22 protein-coding genes are annotated in these 17,469 nt (G+C 63.1%); 14 read left to right on the forward strand and 8 right to left on the reverse strand.

The genetic code is table 11. The features are described from left to right. The first annotated feature begins 47 nt into the window (after positions 1-47). Together AC1XDK_RS21065 and AC1XDK_RS21070 are read left to right on the forward strand one after the other, a co-directional pair. Positions 48-809 (forward strand): coenzyme F420-0:L-glutamate ligase, encoded by a 762-nt coding sequence (locus tag AC1XDK_RS21065; protein WP_483351944.1) that lies wholly within the window; start codon positions 48-50, stop codon positions 807-809. After that, complete coding sequence (locus AC1XDK_RS21070) at positions 796-1,776, forward strand: 5,10-methylenetetrahydromethanopterin reductase (RefSeq protein WP_483351945.1); 981 nt, start codon at positions 796-798, stop codon at positions 1,774-1,776. Before AC1XDK_RS21065 ends, AC1XDK_RS21070 begins: the two co-directional genes overlap by 14 nt. On the opposite strand, the gene AC1XDK_RS21075 is transcribed toward AC1XDK_RS21070, so the two are convergent. After that, entirely contained in the window at positions 1,739-1,945 is a 207-nt protein-coding gene (locus AC1XDK_RS21075; protein WP_483351946.1) for a DUF8024 family protein, read from the reverse strand. The two genes, AC1XDK_RS21070 and AC1XDK_RS21075, sit on opposite strands and share 38 nt — an antisense overlap. Before the next feature lie 72 nt (positions 1,946-2,017). Here AC1XDK_RS21075 and AC1XDK_RS21080 point away from each other — a divergent pair, with 72 nt between their 5' ends. From AC1XDK_RS21080 to yciH, 6 genes are all read left to right on the forward strand, one after another. After that, a complete protein-coding gene (locus tag AC1XDK_RS21080; RefSeq protein ID WP_483351947.1) occupies positions 2,018-2,284 on the forward strand; it encodes a DUF7573 domain-containing protein in 267 nt (88 codons plus the stop codon). A 65-nt stretch (positions 2,285-2,349) separates the two neighbouring features. Next, positions 2,350-3,657 carry a PQQ-binding-like beta-propeller repeat protein gene (locus AC1XDK_RS21085; protein WP_483351948.1) on the forward strand — a complete coding sequence of 436 codons (1,308 nt, stop codon included), beginning with the start codon at positions 2,350-2,352 and terminating at the stop codon, positions 3,655-3,657. Positions 3,658-3,900: 243 nt separating this feature from the next. Continuing rightward, a complete protein-coding gene (locus tag AC1XDK_RS21090; RefSeq protein WP_483351949.1) occupies positions 3,901-4,899 on the forward strand; it encodes an AAA family ATPase in 999 nt (332 codons plus the stop codon). 1 nt (position 4,900) lies between these two features. Beyond that, on the forward strand, positions 4,901-5,944 hold the full coding sequence (locus AC1XDK_RS21095; protein ID WP_483351950.1) for a DUF58 domain-containing protein: 1,044 nt from the start codon (positions 4,901-4,903) through the stop codon (positions 5,942-5,944). Then, the gene (locus AC1XDK_RS21100) at positions 5,941-8,181 is read left to right on the forward strand and encodes a transglutaminase TgpA family protein (protein WP_483351951.1); all 2,241 of its coding nucleotides are present in this window, start codon (positions 5,941-5,943) and stop codon (positions 8,179-8,181) included. The genes AC1XDK_RS21095 and AC1XDK_RS21100 overlap by 4 nt, the downstream gene beginning before the upstream one ends. Positions 8,182-8,246: 65 nt before the next feature. After that, the gene (yciH, locus tag AC1XDK_RS21105; protein WP_007979767.1) at positions 8,247-8,540 is read left to right on the forward strand and encodes a stress response translation initiation inhibitor YciH; all 294 of its coding nucleotides are present in this window, start codon (positions 8,247-8,249) and stop codon (positions 8,538-8,540) included. Positions 8,541-8,639: 99 nt separating this feature from the next. Here the strand turns inward: yciH and AC1XDK_RS21110 are convergent, their stop codons facing one another. The 6 genes from AC1XDK_RS21110 to AC1XDK_RS21135 form a co-directional block, all read right to left on the reverse strand. Next, entirely contained in the window at positions 8,640-8,987 is a 348-nt protein-coding gene (locus AC1XDK_RS21110; RefSeq protein ID WP_483351952.1) for a rhodanese-like domain-containing protein, read from the reverse strand. 48 nt (positions 8,988-9,035) lie between these two features. After that, a complete protein-coding gene (locus AC1XDK_RS21115) occupies positions 9,036-9,554 on the reverse strand; it encodes an NUDIX hydrolase (protein ID WP_483351953.1) in 519 nt (172 codons plus the stop codon). Further along, the gene (locus AC1XDK_RS21120) at positions 9,551-10,102 is read right to left on the reverse strand and encodes an NUDIX hydrolase (RefSeq protein ID WP_483351954.1); all 552 of its coding nucleotides are present in this window, start codon (positions 10,100-10,102) and stop codon (positions 9,551-9,553) included. The genes AC1XDK_RS21115 and AC1XDK_RS21120 overlap by 4 nt, the downstream gene beginning before the upstream one ends. Positions 10,103-10,208: 106 nt before the next feature. After that, the gene (gene azf, locus AC1XDK_RS21125; RefSeq protein WP_483351955.1) at positions 10,209-10,955 is read right to left on the reverse strand and encodes an NAD-dependent glucose-6-phosphate dehydrogenase Azf; all 747 of its coding nucleotides are present in this window, start codon (positions 10,953-10,955) and stop codon (positions 10,209-10,211) included. A gap of 61 nt (positions 10,956-11,016) precedes the next feature. Then, positions 11,017-11,235 carry a DUF8151 family protein gene (locus AC1XDK_RS21130; RefSeq protein WP_483351956.1) on the reverse strand — a complete coding sequence of 73 codons (219 nt, stop codon included), beginning with the start codon at positions 11,233-11,235 and terminating at the stop codon, positions 11,017-11,019. A 49-nt stretch (positions 11,236-11,284) separates the two neighbouring features. Further along, positions 11,285-11,893, reverse strand: a complete 609-nt coding sequence (locus AC1XDK_RS21135; RefSeq protein ID WP_483351957.1) for a translation initiation factor IF-2 subunit beta — start codon at positions 11,891-11,893, stop codon at positions 11,285-11,287. Positions 11,894-11,978: 85 nt separating this feature from the next. Here AC1XDK_RS21135 and AC1XDK_RS21140 point away from each other — a divergent pair, with 85 nt between their 5' ends. Further along, positions 11,979-12,320: a dihydroneopterin aldolase family protein gene (locus tag AC1XDK_RS21140; RefSeq protein WP_483351958.1), complete on the forward strand. Its 342-nt coding sequence runs from the start codon at positions 11,979-11,981 to the stop codon at positions 12,318-12,320. Between the two features lie 275 nt (positions 12,321-12,595). Next, complete coding sequence (locus tag AC1XDK_RS21145) at positions 12,596-13,054, forward strand: DUF5790 family protein (RefSeq protein WP_483351959.1); 459 nt, start codon at positions 12,596-12,598, stop codon at positions 13,052-13,054. Positions 13,055-13,058: 4 nt separating this feature from the next. On the opposite strand, the gene AC1XDK_RS21150 is transcribed toward AC1XDK_RS21145, so the two are convergent. Next, entirely contained in the window at positions 13,059-13,796 is a 738-nt protein-coding gene (locus AC1XDK_RS21150) for a creatininase family protein (protein WP_483351960.1), read from the reverse strand. Positions 13,797-13,877: 81 nt separating this feature from the next. Between AC1XDK_RS21150 and AC1XDK_RS21155 the strand changes: the two genes are divergently transcribed. The 4 genes from AC1XDK_RS21155 (at position 13,878) to AC1XDK_RS21170 (ending at position 17,409) form a co-directional block, all read left to right on the forward strand. Then, a complete protein-coding gene (locus AC1XDK_RS21155; protein ID WP_483351961.1) occupies positions 13,878-14,192 on the forward strand; it encodes a DUF5789 family protein in 315 nt (104 codons plus the stop codon). A gap of 192 nt (positions 14,193-14,384) precedes the next feature. Continuing rightward, positions 14,385-15,887, forward strand: a complete 1,503-nt coding sequence (locus AC1XDK_RS21160; RefSeq protein WP_483351962.1) for an alpha,alpha-trehalose-phosphate synthase (UDP-forming) — start codon at positions 14,385-14,387, stop codon at positions 15,885-15,887. After that, entirely contained in the window at positions 15,884-16,726 is an 843-nt protein-coding gene (gene otsB, locus AC1XDK_RS21165; RefSeq protein ID WP_483351963.1) for a trehalose-phosphatase, read from the forward strand. The genes AC1XDK_RS21160 and otsB overlap by 4 nt, the downstream gene beginning before the upstream one ends. A gap of 110 nt (positions 16,727-16,836) precedes the next feature. Beyond that, on the forward strand, positions 16,837-17,409 hold the full coding sequence (locus tag AC1XDK_RS21170; RefSeq protein ID WP_483351964.1) for a hypothetical protein: 573 nt from the start codon (positions 16,837-16,839) through the stop codon (positions 17,407-17,409). Positions 17,410-17,469: the final 60 nt, after the last annotated feature.

Below are 17,469 nucleotides of genomic sequence, written 5' to 3' on the forward strand. Positions count from 1 at the left end.
TTGCACCTTCCGGACGGGTTTTTATCGGCGCGCACCAACGGCCAGCCATGAACGTCTTCGCGGTATCCGGGATTCCCGAGGTCGAACCCGGCGACGACATCGCTACGCTCGTCGAGGAACGGGTGGACCTCGAACCCGGTGACGTGCTGTTGGTCGCGAGTACCATCGTCTCGAAAGCCGAGGGGCGGACCACAACGCTCGACGACTTCCCGGCGAGTCCACGAGCGGAGGAAATCGCGGGTCGCCTGTCGGATATTTCGGGCGAGGAGAAGGACCCGCGCTTCGCACAGGCCGTCCTCGAAGAGAGCACGGAACTCGTCATGGAAGCGCCCTTCCTGTTGACCGCGACGCGGTTCGGTCACATCGGCGTCAACGCGGGCATCGACCGGTCGAACACGGGCGATGCTGACCTCCTCTTGCTCCCGAAACGACCGGGAGAGAGCGCCGCACGGATTCGGTCGGAACTCTCCATCGACGTGCCCGTCGTCGTCACCGACACCTGCGGCAGGCCGTTCCGCTACGGCCAACGCGGTGTCGCCATCGGGTGGGACGGACTGCCCGCGAGCCGCGACTGGCGGGGCGAACGCGACAGGGACGGCCACGAACTCGAAGTGACCGTCGAGTCCGTCGTCGACGAACTCGCCTCGACGGCGAACCTCGTGAGCGGCGAGGGAGACGACGGCCTGCCGGTCGTCGTCGTCCGCGACTGGGAGTTCGGGGACCACGAGGGAAGCGACAACCTGTTCCGGTCGGTCGACGGCGATTTCGTCCGGCAGGCGCTCCGGGGGTGGGAGTTTGCGCGGGATTGAGCTCACGCCGGAGGACCCGGTTTCCGAACTGGTCGCACTCGGCGAACGGGCCGAAGAGGAGGGCTTCGACACGCTGTTCGCCAGCAGTCACTACAACAACCGCGACCCGTTCACCGTCCTCTCGCGGGTCGCCGACGCGACGGAGGACATCCGTCTCGGACCGGGCGTCGTCAACCCCTACGAGAGCCATCCGGTGACGCTCGCCTCGCGGGTCGCAACCCTCGACGAGGTGAGCGGGGGACGCGCGGTGTTGGGGGTCGGTGCGGGCGACCGTTCGACGCTCCGGAACCTCGGCATCGACCGAGACAGACCGCTCCGGCGCGTGTTGGAGACGATGAAGGTCTCACAGCGGCTCTGGGCGGGCGAGCGCGTCACCCACGAGGGGACGTTCACCGCACGGGACGCGGGGCTGAACTACGACGTCGGGGAGATTCCGGTGTACGTCGGCGCACAGGGTCCGCACATGCTCCGGATGAGCGCGAAACACGCGGACGGCGCGTTAGTCAACGCCTCGCATCCTCGGGATTTCGACTGGGCGAGCGACCGAATCGAAGAAGGGCTGGCCGAGCGGTCCGACGAGCGGGGCGCGTTCGACTTCGCCGCCTACGCCTGCGTGAGCGTGGCCGAAGACGGGGACGAAGCGCGCGAGGCCGCCCGTCCGCCGGTGGCGTTCATCGTGGGTGGGACGGCGGAACCGGTGCTCGGCAGACACGGAATCGACCACGAGGTAGCGGGAGAAATCGGCGAGCGAATCGAGAACGGCGAGTTTTCCACGGCGTTCGAGGCGGTGACACCCGCGATGATAGACGCCTTCTGCATCGCCGGGACGCCGGAGACGGTGACCGACCGAATCGCCGCCGTCCTCGATTACGCCGACAGCTTCGTCGCCGGGTCGCCGCTCGGACCGGACCGCGAGAAGGCGGTCAGTCTTATTGCGGCGGCGTTCGACCGGGCACGTCGGAGATGAGCGCGGACCCCAGTCCGCCGACCGTCAAGTAGGCGAAAAACAGCACGGAGAAGCCGACGAAGATGGCTCCGAAGAGCAGCATCAGCGCCGGGATGGGGTTCGACGTTGCCGTCGCAACGTCGGTGAACAGCCGAGCCATTTCGGTGAAGTTGGAGAGGATTCCTGCCATGTCGGCTACTCCGTACTAGGGGTACTTGGATGCTCCGTCACGCTTACGACCGGGCGCTTCGTAGGCGGGGACGTGTCAGAGGATAGGTCGCTCTCGGATTTCGTCGGGAAGGCGGGCAAGTCGAGTGAAACGGAAGAAGGGGAAGAACCGAGGGAACGGAAGGAATCGACCGAGACCCCCGAAGCCGACGAATCGGTGGCGGAAACCGAATCGGAACCCGCCAGAGCGACGTACGATTGGACGCCGACGGGCGCGGCGTGTGCGTGCTGTGGGTCCACGGTCGAGAAACGCTGGCGCGACGACGACGAAATGGTCTGTGCCGACTGCAAGGAGTGGTGAGGTCCACGAGTGAAGTGGCCGTAGTTCGAGAAGACTTATTCCGAACGGTCGAGAGCGATTCGACGATGCCCTCCGACCGACGCTCGTTTCTCGCCGCCGCCGGGACCACCCTCGCCGCGCTATCCGGGTGCGTGACGTTCGACCCGCCCGTGACGACCGGGACGTGGCTTCGCAATACCATCGACAACGCCCATACGGGTCGCTCGAAGATCGAGGGTCCCGCGAATTCGCTGTACGAAGTGTGGCACCGTGACCGTCCGGACGGGGGCGCGTTGCAGGCCTCGCCGGTCGTCGAAAACGGGCTGGTCTACATCGTCTACTCGCGCGAAAGCATGACGAGCGGGTCTGGGGAAGGCGGTGTGTGGCTCGAAGCGTTCGACGCGGGGAGCGGGGAATCGCGGTGGAGAACCGAACTGTTTCGCTCGGACGAATTTTACTACTTCTACGCGTCCGACTCGCTCGTTCTCGACGGCGACACGATTTACGTGCAGACGAAACCGGGACTGAAGGCGGTGGGAACCGACGGAACCGTTCGGTGGACGTTCGACAACCTCTACGAGTCACAGCAAACGCCCGACGTGGTGTCGCCCATCGTGACGGACGATGTCGTCGTGGTCGGAACGTACAACACGTCGTACGACGAGCGAGGGGAAATCGAGGGGGTATACGGCATCGACCCCGACGACGGGAGCGAACGCTGGCGGACCGAGTTCCGCGAACTCGACGGGATGTGGCAACTGTCGGAGGCGGACGGTGTGGTGTACGTGTCGTTTCTGGGTTCGAACGAACGACTCGTGGCGCTCGACGTACGAACGGGGGACGAACTGTGGCGACGGTCGCTTCCGTTGAACGGTACCCCGACCATCGCCGACGGACGGGTGTTTCTACGACTCTACGAGCAGACGGGAGAACATCGTTCCCTCGCGGCGTTCGACCGACAAACGGGGGACGAGCTATGGCGCAAACGAACCGGTCCGCGGTGGGCGGATTCCGGTTTCGCGGTAGCCGACGGACTGGTGTATCACGTCGGGGAGTTCAACCTCGTGGCTCGTCGCGTCGAAACCGGTGAGCGCGTGTGGACGTTCGGCGGGCCAGAAAAACAACGAACTGACCTCAGAACGACACCCGTCGTCGCGGGAGATTCGGTCTACTTGAACGGCTACGAGCAGCGGAAAACGGTGTACGGTCGACTGTTCGTTCTCGATGCGACGACGGGCGAAAAGCAGGGGCAGTTCGCGCTCGGACGGAACAGATATTCTCGGAGCATCCCGGCGGTCGCGGACGAACTCGTCTTCGTCAACTCGAACGCCGGTCGACTGTTTGCAATCGGCGAGTGCGACACGGAAATAGCGGGACATTGCGTGGTTGGATAACCGACCTGTCCTTTCGTTCTGGATAGTTCTCTCGAAATCATGTTGGACGGAGTACCCTGCCCTATTTGTCGTATGGGTTGAAACACCAATCCACAAAGTATTCAACGGTAACTGGAACACCTCTTCGAATAGCGACAAAAGTTACAAAGGCACGCTCCCATAGTACGTGTAACGAGGGAGACGCAGGAACAGCGTTTTCACTGCCCATCAGGACCCGTTTCGACTCAATAGCGCATTCATAGCATGAAGGAAGCTAACAAAGACCCCGAGCCGACCCCTGTAGAGCGACCCACAGACGAATTCGCGGACCCACTTTCGGTCGATGACGCGTCGGATTTGACAGGACGCATTATCGACAACATCGAACACGTTATCGTCGGTCAGCACGACGTCGCGGAACACATTTTGACGACGATTCTCGCGCGCGGCCATCTCCTTCTCGAAGACGTTCCCGGCGTCGGAAAGACGATGCTCGCCCGCTCGCTAGCGCGTTCCATCGACTGTTCGTTCAAGCGCGTGCAGTTCACGCCCGACCTCCTCCCGTCCGACGTGACCGGCGTCAACATCTACAACCAGAAGACGAACGAGTTCGAGTTCCAACCCGGACCGATATTCGGCAACGTCGTCCTCGCCGACGAAATCAACCGCGCGCCGCCGAAAACGCAGTCCGCGCTCCTCGAAGCGATGGAGGAAGAACAGGTGACGATAGACGGTAAAACCCACGACGTTCCCAGTCCCTTCACCGTCATCGCCACGCAGAACGCCATCGAACAGGACCGAACCTACGAACTGCCGGTCGCCGAAATCGACCGGTTCATGAAGAAACTCTCGCTCGGCTATCCGAACCCGAAGGACGAATCCGAAGTCCTCCGCCGGGTCGTCGGAGAGCATCCGATTCGCCGACTCGACCCGGTCGCGAGCGCGAGCGACATTCGACGAGCGAGGGCGACCATCACGAAGGTGACGGTGCAAGAGCCAGTTCGGGAGTACGTCACCCGCCTCGCCAACTACACCCGTGACCGCAGTCAACTCGGCGTGAGTCCGCGAGGGTCCATCTCGCTCCTCCGAGCGGCGCAGGCGCGGGCCGTCCTCAACGGCCGCGAGTACGTGATTCCGGACGACGTGAAGGCCGAGGCGGAAGTCGTCCTCTCCCACCGGGTCCGAGGTAACTCGGGCGTCATGGGCGGCGAGGAGGGGCGCAAGATGGTTCGAAACGCCCTCGACAACGTCCCGGTGGAGTGAGATGCTGACGCGACGTGGCGGGACCTTCGTCGCCGTCGGTATCGCCGGGTTCCTGCTGGCGTGGACGTTCGGTGCACGGTCGCTGAACGCCGTCGTCGGGCCGATTCTGGTGGCACTGGTCATCGGATACGTCCAACTGAAACGGACGAAGCACCCGAAACTCGACGTGTCCGCGCCGAGCGTCGGGTCGCGTGAGGAGAACGTGACGATAACGCTCGATTTCACCGCCCCCGACCCGTTCGCCGGGGCAGTCGAGTTGGAGTTCGGCGACGGACTCGAGTACGACGGGGGGCCGAAGGAGACGAGCATCGGCGAGACGGCCGTGGAGTTCGACGTTCGTCTCGCGGAGCGCGGTGAGCAGTCCATCGGGCCGGTTCGCGTCGTCGCGGAGGACGTGTTCGGACTGTTCGAGCGGACGTTCACCCACCAGACTCGGAAAAGCGTCCTCGTCTTCCCCCGAATAGAGCCGGTGAGCGGGGACACGACCGTCAGAGCGCTCGAAGACAGCCACGTGAGCGCGGCCCAACGCGAGTTCGAGCAACTCCGGGAGTATCGGACCGGCGACCCGCTCCGGGACGTCCACTGGAAATCGAGCGCGAAGCGACCGGTGGGCGAGATGCTCGTCCGGCAGTTCGAAGCACAAGAGGAGAGCAAACGGATAGAGATCGCGGCCGAGGCGGACGCGGGTCGTGTCGATTCGGTGGCGGATGCGACCGCCAGTATCGCGTCGGCCCTCCTCGACGGCGGCGTCTCCGTCGGCGTGACGACGCCGGAAGGCAGCGTCGCCCCGTCCGGTGTGCCGGAACAGCAGACGAAGATACTCACCCTGCTCGCCCACATGGAGAGCGGACGGGTTCACGAGCGCGAGCGAGCGCGAGCGGACGTCCTCGTCCGGGGACCGACGGAGCGGAAAAGCGCGGAAATCAAGTGGGGCAACGACAGGATGTCGTTCGACCGGTTCGTCTCGGGCGGCAGGGGGACGACCGCACCGAAAACACCTCGTGCGGGCGAAGTTGCCCGCTCGGACGGAGGTGAGAACCGGTGAGTACGGCAGAGGGATTCGAATTCGGCGGCGTCACGGTTCCGTATCAGGGACTCGCGATGGTTTCGACCGCCGTCCTCGTCGGGTCGTATCTGACCATCCTCTACGACATCGCGAACATCGCGGGCGACAGAGGGGACCTGCTCCTGTTGACCGCCGGTGCGTTCGTCGGCGCGACCCTACTGGCGCGCAAACTGCCGGTGTGGGTCGCGTTCGCCGTCGGAACGGTACTGTTCGTCGGTGGGATGTTCACCTACTACGCGACGATACCGGGCGGCGTCAACGTGGTCTCACAGTCCGGACAGATTATTGCAGACAACATCGCCCTGTTGACCGGGCTCTCGATTTTGGAGATGCGAAAGGTCGGCGCGTGGGCGTTGGGCGTCGCGCCCGCCACCGTCTTCGTCCCGTGGTATCTCGTCTGCCGCCGCCGATACGTACTCGCGGCGGCGACCGGTGGCGCGGCCCTCGGGTTTTTCGTCCTCACGGGCGACGCCGGGTCGTTGGTGACGCTCGCAGGGATGCTCGGTGCGCTCGGTATCGTCGCCTTCGGAACGATGGCGCGGTACGGCGGAACCGTCGGTCAGATAGACGTGTTGGTCGTCGCGTTGGTCGCGATGATACTCCTCTCGGCGACGATGAGCGTCGTCCCCGGCGGACGTGCGAGTCCGATACTGTCGAACACCGGCGGCGGGTCGGGCGGCGGCAGCGGTGGCCTCATCAGCAACAGCGCACGGCTCTCGGTTCAGGGGAGCATCGAACTGTCGCCGAAAGTGCAGTACACCGTTACCGCGAGCGACGCGGGATACTGGAAGGTCGCGTCCTACGACCGCTACACCGGAAACGGCTGGATACAAACGAGCGGCAGCAGCGCTTACGAACAGCAGTCGCCGCCACCGGGAAGCTCCTACGAGATTCGACAGACGTTCACCGTCAAAGCGACCCGAGCCGACGCGATGCCCGCCGCGTGGAAACCGATTCGGGTCCTCGGGAATCAGCGGGACAACACGCGAATCAGAAGCAGCGGGAGCCTCTCGCCGAAACGACCGCTGACGAAGAATCAGTCCTACAGCGTCGTCAGTCAGGTTCCGAACAAAATCCCGAGCGAGTTGCGGGACGCCGGAACCGACTACCCGAGCGACGTTCGACAACGGTACACTCACGTTCCCGGAAGCACGTCACAGCGGTTGAAACAGCGGACGGCCGAAATCACGGACGACGCGGAAAACCCCTACGACAAGGCCGTCGCCATCGAAGACTGGTTGGAGACCAACAAGGAGTACTCGCTCGACGTGAAGCGACCGAACGGAAACGTCGCCGACTCGTTCGTCTTCGACATGGACGAGGGATACTGTGTCTACTACGCGACGTCGATGGTCGTCATGCTCCGCACGCAGGGGGTTCCCGCGCGGTTCGTCACCGGCTACACCCCCGGCCAGCGGACGAGCGAGGACACGTGGGTGGTTCGCGGCCTCGACTCGCACGCGTGGGTCGAAGCGTACTTCCCCGACACGGGATGGGTTCGATTCGACCCGACGCCCACCGACGAACGCGTCGATGCCGAGCAGTCGCTAGTCGAAACCGCCCGCGAGAACGGAAAGCCCGGAATCGACACGGAGGGAAGCGAAAACGGAACGTGGACCACGACGCCCACGACTACGACATCCACGACCACCACCACGACGAGTACCACGTCCGAGGAGACGAACGATACCTCGAACGGGTCGGCGAACGGGTCGTTCCCCGAACGCCGCAGCGGGAACAATCCCGGTATCGGCACGAGCGGTCCGACGAGCACCACCACGACGACGAACGCGAGCGCCGGCGGTGGCGGGATTCACATCGAACTGCCATCGAAATCGCAACTCCTCTACGGAGTCCTACTGCTCCTCGGACTGTTGCTCACCGGGAGACGGACGGGGCTGGTCGACCGCGCGTATCGAAGCATGTGGGTGCGCTGGCAACCCCGGGGCGAACCGGACGCGGACGTCGAGCGCGCGTTCGACAGGTTGGAATACTACCTGTCGCGCAAGCATCGAAAGCGCCGGCCCGGGGAGACGCCCCGCGAGTACATCGCCTCGCTCTCACACGTCGGCGTGGACGGGCGAGCGGAACGTGTCGGTTCGTTGTACGAAAAGACGCGCTACGCGGGAGAAGTGACGCGCGACAACGCGGACGAGGCCGTGTCGCTCGTAAACGACATCGTCCGCGGGACGGGTGGGGGAGAAACGAACGGCTGACCGCCGTTCGATATGGCAACACACCCGACAATGTTTAATAGGTTGGTTTCGTAGCCCCATGCGTAATGTCGGAAGTCTGCTCGACGTGCGGGCTGCCTCAGGAGCTTTGCGTCTGCGAAGACGTCGCAAAAGAATCCCAGCAGATCACCATCCGCATCGACGAGCGCCGTTATGGAAAAGAGGTAACGATAATCGAAGGATTTGACCCGAAAGACGTGGACGTCGATAGTCTCTCTTCGGACCTGAAATCGAAGTTTGCCTGCGGTGGCACGGTCGAACAGGGTCAGATAGAACTTCAAGGAAACCATACCGGACGCGTCGAGGATTTCCTCCGCGACCGCGGGTTTAACGTCGCCTGACGAAGTGCCTGTCGGTCGAATATAACTACACGTTCATTCTTCAACGGTCTTCGAAACGTCGAGAGGTGTCACTCTCGCACGCGAGGACAAAACCGGACCTCAGAACGGCGCGTCGTGTTCGGCGTCGGCCGTCGATTCGAGTTCGTACTTCCAGTCGCTCAGACCGCCGGCCATGCTCTCGACGGACGTATCAGTCGGAACGCCCTCGTACGAGCCGATGAGTCGGGCGGCCTGTACGCTCGATTTGCCCAAAGGACAGACGGTGACGACGTGGTCGGCACCGTCCAACTCGGAAATCCGGTCGGGGAGCGTGTGGAACGGGATGTTCTCGCTTCCGGGTATGTGCCCGCTCTCGAACTGTGGTTCCGGTCGGATATCGACGATTCGAACGTCCTCGTCGGATTCGACCAGTTCGTGCACGTCGTCCGTGGAAATTTCCGCATCCATCGGCCGAGGCTATGGGTGCCGAGGGAATAAGCCACCCGGTTAGGAACCCTACAGCAACCCTTCCTCGCGTGCGAGAAGAAGCGGTGGGAGTCCCCATCCACACGTCGGCCCGGCGCGAACTTCGTCGATGGCGTCCGAGACGGGGACCGTTCGTACCTCGATGAACTCGTCCGATTCGAGGTGCTGGTCGCCCGGAGAGAGGCCCGACGCGAAGACGACTGCCCGCTGCTTTCGCATGCCCGCCGACGGATAGTACGTTTCGAGGAGTTCGACGTGCTGCGCCCGATAGCCGGTTTCTTCGTACAGTTCGCGTTTCGCGGCGCTCTCGTAGGATTCGCCGGGGTCCATTCGGCCCGCGGGACAGGAGAGCACTCGCTCGCCGAGTCGCGGGCGGTACTCCTCGATGAGGACGAGTTCGTCGCCAGTTCGGGCCACGATGGCGACGGCGTCCGGCGGGTCGAACCAACTCCGTCGAATCCGCTTCCCGTCCGGGCGTTCGAGGGTGTCGTAGCCCACCGCGTGCCCGAGGAGCGACAGTCCGCGTCGCGCGCGGAGTTTCCAGTTCATGGGACGAGCAGGTTCTCCGCCTCCGCGAGGAGGAGCGCCTCTATCGTCGCATCGTTGGCCGGGTCTTCACGGGCGGCGGCGAGGGCGTCCTCGACCGGAATCGTCCGCACCGAGAGGAACTCGTTGTCGTCCAACTCCCGTTCGGCCGGGGTGAGACCCTCCGCGAAGACGATGCCGCGCTCGTGCCGAAGGACGCCCGTCGCGACCCAGAACGTTTCGAGCAGCGAGAGGCCGTCCGCCTCGAACCCGGTTTCCTCGCGGAGTTCGCGGGCGGCGGCGGCCGTGTAGGATTCGCCGTCCTCGACGATTCCGGCGGGACACTCCAAGCAGGCCTTCCGAATCGCGGGGCGGTACTGCTCGACGAAGACGACCCGTCCGTCCTCGACGGCGAGGATGACGACGGCGGGCGGGAGGTCCGCCCAGTAATATTTCTTCGTCGTCCCGTCGGGTTGTTCCACGAGGTCGTAGCCGCCGGTGTACCAGCCGGTTTCGTACTCGGCTTCGGATTCGAGCACCGGCCAGTCGTGGTCGCGCCAGTCGTCGGTCATCGTCGCAACCGAAGTGACGCGTGGTTAAAATCGAACTGGTGGGAGAAAGCGGAGTGGAAGGTGGAGAAAAGCGGGAAGACGAGGGGGAAACGGGAAGGGATGGAAGTCAGTCGTCGTGGTGGGCCGAGTTGTCCTGTGGGTCGTAACCCAACACTTCGCGCGCTCGTTCGATGGAGTAGTATTTACGGTCGTTGTCCGAGATGCCGTAGACGATTTCGTAGCCGTAGTCGGCCGTCAAACAGCAGTCGAACAGGTGGGAACAATCGCGGTAGGAGAGCCACATCGCCTGTCCGCGCTCGTAATCTATCGGCGGGTGGCCCTCGGTCAGGTTGCCGATTCGGACGCAGGCGACGCTGATGTCGAACTCGTCGTGGTAGTATCGGCCGAGCGTTTCGCCCGCCGCCTTGCTGACGCCGTACAGGTTGCTCGGGCGGGGGAGTTCGGTGCCGTCCAGTTGGAACTCGCCGTGCGTCCGGTAGAGGTCCGGTTTCCGCTCGTCGGTTTCGTACGCGCCGACGGCGTGGTTCGACGAGGCGAAGACGAACTTCTCGACGCCCGCGTCGGCCGCCGCCTGCAAGATGGTGTGAGTACCGTCGATGTTGTTTCCGAGCACGCTGTTCCACGGCGCTTCCGGACGGGGGTCTCCGGCGAGATGGATAATCGCACCGGCACCGTCAACCGCCTCGTACACGGCATCGTAGTCGGTGATGTCCGCGACGAAGAATTCGTGAGGCGGTTCCGCCGCTGGTGGTTCTCGGTCGAGCAATCGCCACTCGTATTTCGATTCGAGGTCGCCGAGAATCGCCGACCCGACGCGGCCCTCGGAACCCGTGAGCAGAACGGGGTCGTCCATTCAATCGGCTAGAGGCACAACCCCGATAAGTACCATACGGTTTTCGGGCGGGACGCGGTACTTACGCCGTGACGCGGTGGAGAACCTTATCGCGAGCGAGCATGAGACCCGCGATGAGTGCGACCGTTCCCATCCAAACGAACCACAGTGCCATCATGTTATCACCGGAGAGAGCGTTCTGGATACCCTGATATTCCGTCAGTGCGCCGAGAATCGTCAGCAACCCCGACCCGGCGGCATACAACGCGAACACGCCGAGTTCGAGGAGCGATTCGTACATGCACGTTCATCGGAACGTGGCCCAAAAGAAGCTTTCGCTGGGAGTCCGCTCAGGCGAGACGGGAGAACGCGAGGTTGCCGCGGACGCTCTCGACGTAAATCTGAACTTCGTCCCCTTCCTGTGCACCGGGGACGAAAATCGTGTACTTGCCGCGTTCGGCGACGCCGTCGCCTTTGCGTCCGGTGCCGGTGATTTTGACCTCGTAGGTCCGACCCTCTTCGACGGCATCGCGCTGTTGCGTTCGGTTCGTCGTGCTTCGCTTCGTGACCGGGCGGAACGCACCACAGGCGTCACAGCGGAGCATGAGGTTGCGGTTCTCGCGCACGAGTCGCGTGTCCGGCAGGCCACACTCCGAACAGATGACGAACTCCTCCACGTACTCGTCCAGCGCGGTGTTGAAGTCGGATTCCGTGAACGACCCGCTGTATCGCGCTTGGCCGTCCTCGTACTTCCCGCTGGTACCGAGTTCGCGCTGGAGCGCGCTGTGAACGTGCTCGCCGTCTCGTGAAAGGGCGTCGGCGATGTCGTCCAAGTTGGTCAGTCGTGTGAACGACCCGTCCTTCTGTACGGCCGGGTCGGGATAGCTGAACCGCTCGTCGCTCGTTTCGAGCTCCGGAACGGCGTCCATGCCTCTGTCGAGGGCTGAATTGTAATCCATACCGTTCGTTGAGAGGTGAAGACGTAAAGGTTCTCCGTGTTCCATGTCATCACGAACTTTAACCCCCCGAGACCTCGTTTCGACCATGGAACCGACGACGCGAGACGCCGCCTGTTTCGAAGCCGGAATCAAGTTCGGCGCGCTGTATCACCAGTTCGCGGGCACGCCCGTCAGCCCCGAGAGCGCAGACAGCCTCGAACGTGCAATCGAGGAGAGCATCGAAAACCAACCGTTTTGCGAGTCGGTCGAAGTGGACATCCTGACCGAGAAGTTGGCTAAGGAGATGGAGCACGAATATACGGAACTCACGGGCAAGTACATGGAAGTCGAAATCGTCGTCAACCACGAGGGAACCGAAGTCGTCACGCGGATGGAGATGGAGGACGGCTACCCGTTGATGAAAATCGACTCGGTTCGGGAGGAGTGAGGTGAGCACCGAGTTCAGCTAGCGAACGGACGTGAGCGATAGGCAATCCGTCTTTCCGTCCGGAACTAGCAACCCTGCCGCGAGCGAAGCGAGCGGGCCGACGACCGAGCGGAACGCAGTGGAGCGAGGGAGGAGTGCTTTTGGTCCAGCTTTTACAGGGAGACGGCCAGCGACCGGGTAGCTTCACCCGTCGCTGGCGTTCGACCGTCGTAAAAGGTGGTTTCACTTCCGGTTTCGGGTTATCTTTTAAATGCAATCCCGTCCAATCAAACGACATGAGTCAATCTTCCTTCGAGGACGAACTGTTCGGCGAAGCGGCGAACGAAATGCGCGAGGACGTGGAGGAGAACCTCGCCGCGGCACGCGAGGAATTGCCGCCCGTCGATGCCGTCTGGGAGACGGACGCCGAGAACACGCTCGGGGCGCTCAACGCGCTCCGGTCGGCGCTCGACGTCGGCGACGCGGAAGAACACCTCCACGACGCGAAGAAGTGGTACGCGATGGGCCAACGGGCGGACGCGTTCGAGGACGCCGACGACCTGAAAGAGGAGATAGAGACCATCGACGCCGCCATCTCGGACATCGAGGACGCCCGCGAGCAGGTCGGCGAACTTGCGAGCACGATTCCGAGCCTGAAGGGGTCGTTGGAGGAGTTGGAAGCCGAGAACGAGGAGGATTCGGACGAAGACGAAGCGGCAGATGAGGAAGAAGAGGAAGAGGAAGACGAAGAGTAAGCGTCTACTCGTGGTTGGGACGGTCGACGTCCCGTGATTCGACCGCCGTGAGCAGTTTCACCAGCGATTGCGTCGCCAGTTCGAGCAGTTCCTCCCCGCGCTCTTCATCTCCCTCCGTCGGGTCGCCGACGACGCCGTTTTCCGTGAACTCCGCGCTGTCGTAGGCGAGGTTAGTGTAGGATACCCACTCGCCCCAGCCGTCGCTCGCGCCCTCGCTGGCCGCCTCGATTCTGTCCTCGTGGACGAGTTCGGGGTTGGTGTGGCGGAGGAACGCGGTTTCGAGCGGTCCGGCGTGGCCCATGTCGCTCCCGTGGTCGCCGACCGCTTCGAACCACGTGAACGGGACGGCGTAGGCCTCGTCGTGGCGAGTGATGGTCCCCGCGACTTCCCGAAGCGCGGCCACGTTGCCGCCGTGGCCGTTGACGATGACGACTCGGTCCCATCCGTGATGGGCGAGGCTGGCAACCGTCTCGCGGACGTACCGGCGAAAAGTGTCCTCCGACACCCACAGCGTGCCCGTGAACTGGCGGTGTTCCTCGCTCACGCCGACGGGAATCGGCGGGGCGACCACTACGTCGCCGTCGTATGCCGTCGCGCCCGCGTCCGCGACCGCTTCGGCGTTCAGCCAGTCGGTTCCGAGCGGTGCGTGCGGGCCGTGTTGTTCGGTGCTTCCGACGGGAAGGAGCGCGAGGTCCGTCTCCACGCCGTCGGCGTCGGTCCACGTCGCATCGGAGAGGTGCATATCGATTTCGTGAACGGGAACTCCCTTGTAATCGCCGGGTCGGCCGGAAGGACTTACTGACTCACCGCTGTCGTCGTTCCCATGTCCGACCGTGAACGAGAAATGGGCGTGGAACTCGGTGAACTGAGCGAGAAACTGGACGAACACGACTATCCCGCGGACGTGGACGAACTCATCTCGGAGTACGGCGAGTACGAAATCGGTTATCCGAACGGCTCCGAAACCTTCGAGGAGGTCATCGGACCGCTCAACGAGACGTACGAGTCCCCGGACGACGTGCGACAGTCGATACTCAACATGGCCGACAGCGAGGCAGTCGGTCGGCAACGGTACACGGACCGTGGGGCGGGAGGCGCGGAAACCACCGAGGAAGACCCGGACCAGGAGTCGTTCTGAATCGGGCGTAAGGAGACCTTTCTTCCGACTAGGTTTCGGCTACGCGCATCGTAGGCGCTCGTTACCATCGTTTTTCATGGCGAAACCAGTTGAACGGACGACTGCCTTATTCGTCGGAGTCACGACCCACAGACAACTAATGAACAGCGAATACAGACGTGCATGTCTCGACCGGGGGTCACAAGCGAAATCATGACAGGGGACCAAGTGACGGCGGAAACGGTCTCCTCGCTCCTCGGGGACCGAGAACTGATAGTCGCATCGAATCGGCAACCGTACAGTCACGTACGCGAGGACGGAGACATCACCGTCAGCCGTCCCGCAGGGGGGCTCACCTCGGCACTCGACCCCGTAATGCAGTCCGCCGGTGGCACGTGGGTCGCGTGGGGAAGCGGGGACGCGGACTTCGACGTAACCGATAACGACGGGCGCGTTCGGGTTCCACCGGAGTCGCCATCCTACGACCTCCGACGCGTCGAACTCGACGAGGAACGAATCGAGGGCTACTACTACGGCTACAGCAATCAGGTTCTCTGGCCAATTTGCCACATCGACCCGGCGAAGATGAACGCCGACGCGGGGTTTTGGAACCACTATCGGCAGGCGAACCGCGCCTTCGCGGACGCCATCGCCGACGAAGCGACCGAGGAGTCGTTAGTCTGGTTCCAAGACTACCATCTCGGGGTGGCACCGCGGATGGTTCGGGAGCGCTGTCCGGACGCGTTCTGCATGCAGTTCTGGCACATTCCGTGGCCCTCGTGGGACGCGTTTCAGGCGTGTCCGCACTACGAACAACTCCTCGACGGGTTATTGGCGAACGACCTCCTCGGCTTCCACACGGAACGCTACTGCCAGAACTTCCTCGACTGCGCCGCGATGCTGCCGGGAACGCGAGTGGACAGAGCGACTCGAAGCGTCGTCTACGAAGGGAGACGAACGTTCGTCCGCCCCTTCCCGCTCGGTATCGATGCGGACGGACGACGAGAGCTCGCAACGTCGGGGAAGGCGACCGCGTTCTGGCGGGAGTTCCGCCGGGAGTACGAACTCGGCGAAGCGGTCGCGGTCGGCGTCGAACGGCTCGATTACACGAAGGGGATTCCCGAGCGATTAGCCGCATTGGAGCGGTTTTGGGACCAACACCCCGAGTGGCGTGGCGAGTTCACGTACGTCCAGAAGGCGAGCGAGAGCAGGACCCAAATCGACGCGTACCGAGAGTTGCAAGCGGAGGTCGAAAGCGAAGTCGACCGCATCAACGACCGCTTCGCAACCGACGAGTGGACGCCCATCGTCTACCTGAACGAACACCTGCCGAAGGAGGGATTGGCGGCGCTGTACCGCGAGGCTGACCTCGGCATCGTCAGCGCTCGGCGGGACGGGATGAATCTCGTGGCGAAGGAGTTCGTCGCCTCCCAAGTCGAGGACCCGGGGGTACTTCTCCTGAGCGAGTTGGCGGGTGCAGACGAGGAACTCGGTGACGAGGCGGTATCCGTTCATCCACACGACACGAAAGGGTTCGTGGATGCGATCGAACGTGCGCTTTCGCTTCCCGAATCGGAGCGGGAACGACGGATGCACGGCCTCAGGAAACAAGTGCATTCGAATGATGTGTACGCGTGGATGAACGCTCAGTTCCGGACCATTGAAGCGATTCAACGAGGTCGTGAAGTGGCGGCGAAATCACTACGGCAACAATGAGTAACGATGTACCCGACCCACTCCGTCATCACCTCTACGCATTGGTGACGCGGTTGCGGGACACGGACGGCATGTTGGCCATGTTCGATTTCGACGGGTCGCTCGCGCCGATAGAGGACCATCCCGACGACGTTCGACTCCCACCGGCGACCCGAGCCGTCATCGAAGCCCTTCGGGATTCGGAGGGCGTCGAAGTCGGCATCGTCAGCGGCCGCGGGTTGGACGACCTTCAGGAACGGGTCGATATCGACGGCATCTCCTACGCCGGGAATCACGGGTTGGAGATCAGCACCAACGGCGAACGGCACACGCACCCGGTTGCCGAGGACGCCGCGGACGACATCGCCCGTCTCACCTCGTCCCTCAACGAGAAACTCGCCGACGTGGAGGGAGCGTTCGTCGAGGACAAGGGTGTCACCGCGTCGATTCACTATCGACTCGTGAGCGAGGAGCGAGTTCCAGAGGTTCGTGAGGAGGTGCGCGATGCCGTCGAGGACGTCGCCGACATACACGTTACGACCGGAAAGCAGGTCATCGAACTGCGACCGGACGTGGAGTGGCACAAGGGCCGAGCGATTCGCTGGCTCTACGAACGGCGTGTGCCGGACGACGAAGAGTGGCTCCCGCTCTACATCGGCGACGACCGAACCGACGAGGACGCGTTCCACGTCCTTCCCGAGACGGGACTCGGGGTCAAAGTCGGACACGAACCACCGACGATGGCGAGTTATCGCGTCGCCGACCCCGCGGCGGTTCGAACGACGCTCGCGTGGTTGGCCGAGTACGGCGTCGAGTTCCTCCACTCCGAACCGACGATGAACACGGCATCGACGCGGTAGCGGGGAAACCCACCGTTACCCGTCTCGAAACTGACGACGGAGGTACCGAACCGTCTGAACGGTCACGCCGGTTTATTCGGTTTTTGCGAGTATCCCAGGGCAGAGAGCCAATGGTATCCGACGAGAACACCGGACGGGAAGCAGAAGAAGGACAAGCCACCGAGGGGGCGGTAGACGACCCATCGAAGCCGGACGAACGACGACACGAAGCGGGACCACACGAGGAGCGACCCCATCCGCCAGCAGGGTCGGGGCGATACGAGGGAAGGCGGCCGTCGGAAGGTGAGTTCGAACGGCCGGTGGGACCCTCCTCGTATCGTGGACGGTACGGAAGCAGGGTTCCCAAACACGAGAGAGAAGAGAACGACGAGGAGGGGCGCGAAATAGAGGTCCGGGAAGCCGGAGAAGAATCGAAGGACGAGGGGAAAGAGGAAGTAGAAGAGAGGAAAGAGGAGGTAGAAGGGGGGAAAGAGGAGACGGGTGAGATACCGAAGTACGGCGGTCCCCGTGACCCGGAGTGGGAACGACGACGACAGTTGGTCAGGGAGCAAACCGAACAGCGACAACGGCAACACGACGAGGAGATACGGCAGTACGAGTGGCGGACGAACGCCGCGCTCACCCGACAGGGGGATTTGCAGGTCGGAAAAGGCGGACGACGATATCACCGCGGACGACGATAATCACCGTGCCGGTTCGTCTTCGAACCGGCACGGTCAGTTGCTGGCGGACGATACCGAATC

This window comes from Haladaptatus sp. HS23 (assembly GCF_056892285.1).

Bases quoted from the DNA above. Each gene is read 5' to 3' on its own strand.
- AC1XDK_RS21065 (WP_483351944.1), top strand. From the start codon at position 48: ATGAACGTCTTCGCGGTATCCGGGATTCCCGAGGTCGAACCCGGCGAC.
- AC1XDK_RS21075 (WP_483351946.1), bottom strand. From the start codon at position 1,945: ATGGCAGGAATCCTCTCCAACTTCACCGAAATGGCTCGGCTGTTCACC.
- AC1XDK_RS21085 (WP_483351948.1), top strand. From the start codon at position 2,350: ATGCCCTCCGACCGACGCTCGTTTCTCGCCGCCGCCGGGACCACCCTC.
- AC1XDK_RS21090 (WP_483351949.1), top strand. From the start codon at position 3,901: ATGAAGGAAGCTAACAAAGACCCCGAGCCGACCCCTGTAGAGCGACCC.
- AC1XDK_RS21095 (WP_483351950.1), top strand. From the start codon at position 4,901: ATGCTGACGCGACGTGGCGGGACCTTCGTCGCCGTCGGTATCGCCGGG.
- yciH (WP_007979767.1), top strand. From the start codon at position 8,247: ATGTCGGAAGTCTGCTCGACGTGCGGGCTGCCTCAGGAGCTTTGCGTC.
- AC1XDK_RS21110 (WP_483351952.1), bottom strand. From the start codon at position 8,987: ATGGATGCGGAAATTTCCACGGACGACGTGCACGAACTGGTCGAATCC.
- AC1XDK_RS21115 (WP_483351953.1), bottom strand. From the start codon at position 9,554: ATGAACTGGAAACTCCGCGCGCGACGCGGACTGTCGCTCCTCGGGCAC.
- AC1XDK_RS21120 (WP_483351954.1), bottom strand. From the start codon at position 10,102: ATGACCGACGACTGGCGCGACCACGACTGGCCGGTGCTCGAATCCGAA.
- azf (WP_483351955.1), bottom strand. From the start codon at position 10,955: ATGGACGACCCCGTTCTGCTCACGGGTTCCGAGGGCCGCGTCGGGTCG.
- AC1XDK_RS21130 (WP_483351956.1), bottom strand. From the start codon at position 11,235: ATGTACGAATCGCTCCTCGAACTCGGCGTGTTCGCGTTGTATGCCGCC.
- AC1XDK_RS21135 (WP_483351957.1), bottom strand. From the start codon at position 11,893: ATGGATTACAATTCAGCCCTCGACAGAGGCATGGACGCCGTTCCGGAG.
- AC1XDK_RS21140 (WP_483351958.1), top strand. From the start codon at position 11,979: ATGGAACCGACGACGCGAGACGCCGCCTGTTTCGAAGCCGGAATCAAG.
- AC1XDK_RS21145 (WP_483351959.1), top strand. From the start codon at position 12,596: ATGAGTCAATCTTCCTTCGAGGACGAACTGTTCGGCGAAGCGGCGAAC.
- AC1XDK_RS21150 (WP_483351960.1), bottom strand. From the start codon at position 13,796: ATGCACCTCTCCGATGCGACGTGGACCGACGCCGACGGCGTGGAGACG.
- AC1XDK_RS21155 (WP_483351961.1), top strand. From the start codon at position 13,878: ATGTCCGACCGTGAACGAGAAATGGGCGTGGAACTCGGTGAACTGAGC.
- AC1XDK_RS21160 (WP_483351962.1), top strand. From the start codon at position 14,385: ATGACAGGGGACCAAGTGACGGCGGAAACGGTCTCCTCGCTCCTCGGG.
- otsB (WP_483351963.1), top strand. From the start codon at position 15,884: ATGAGTAACGATGTACCCGACCCACTCCGTCATCACCTCTACGCATTG.
- AC1XDK_RS21170 (WP_483351964.1), top strand. From the start codon at position 16,837: ATGGTATCCGACGAGAACACCGGACGGGAAGCAGAAGAAGGACAAGCC.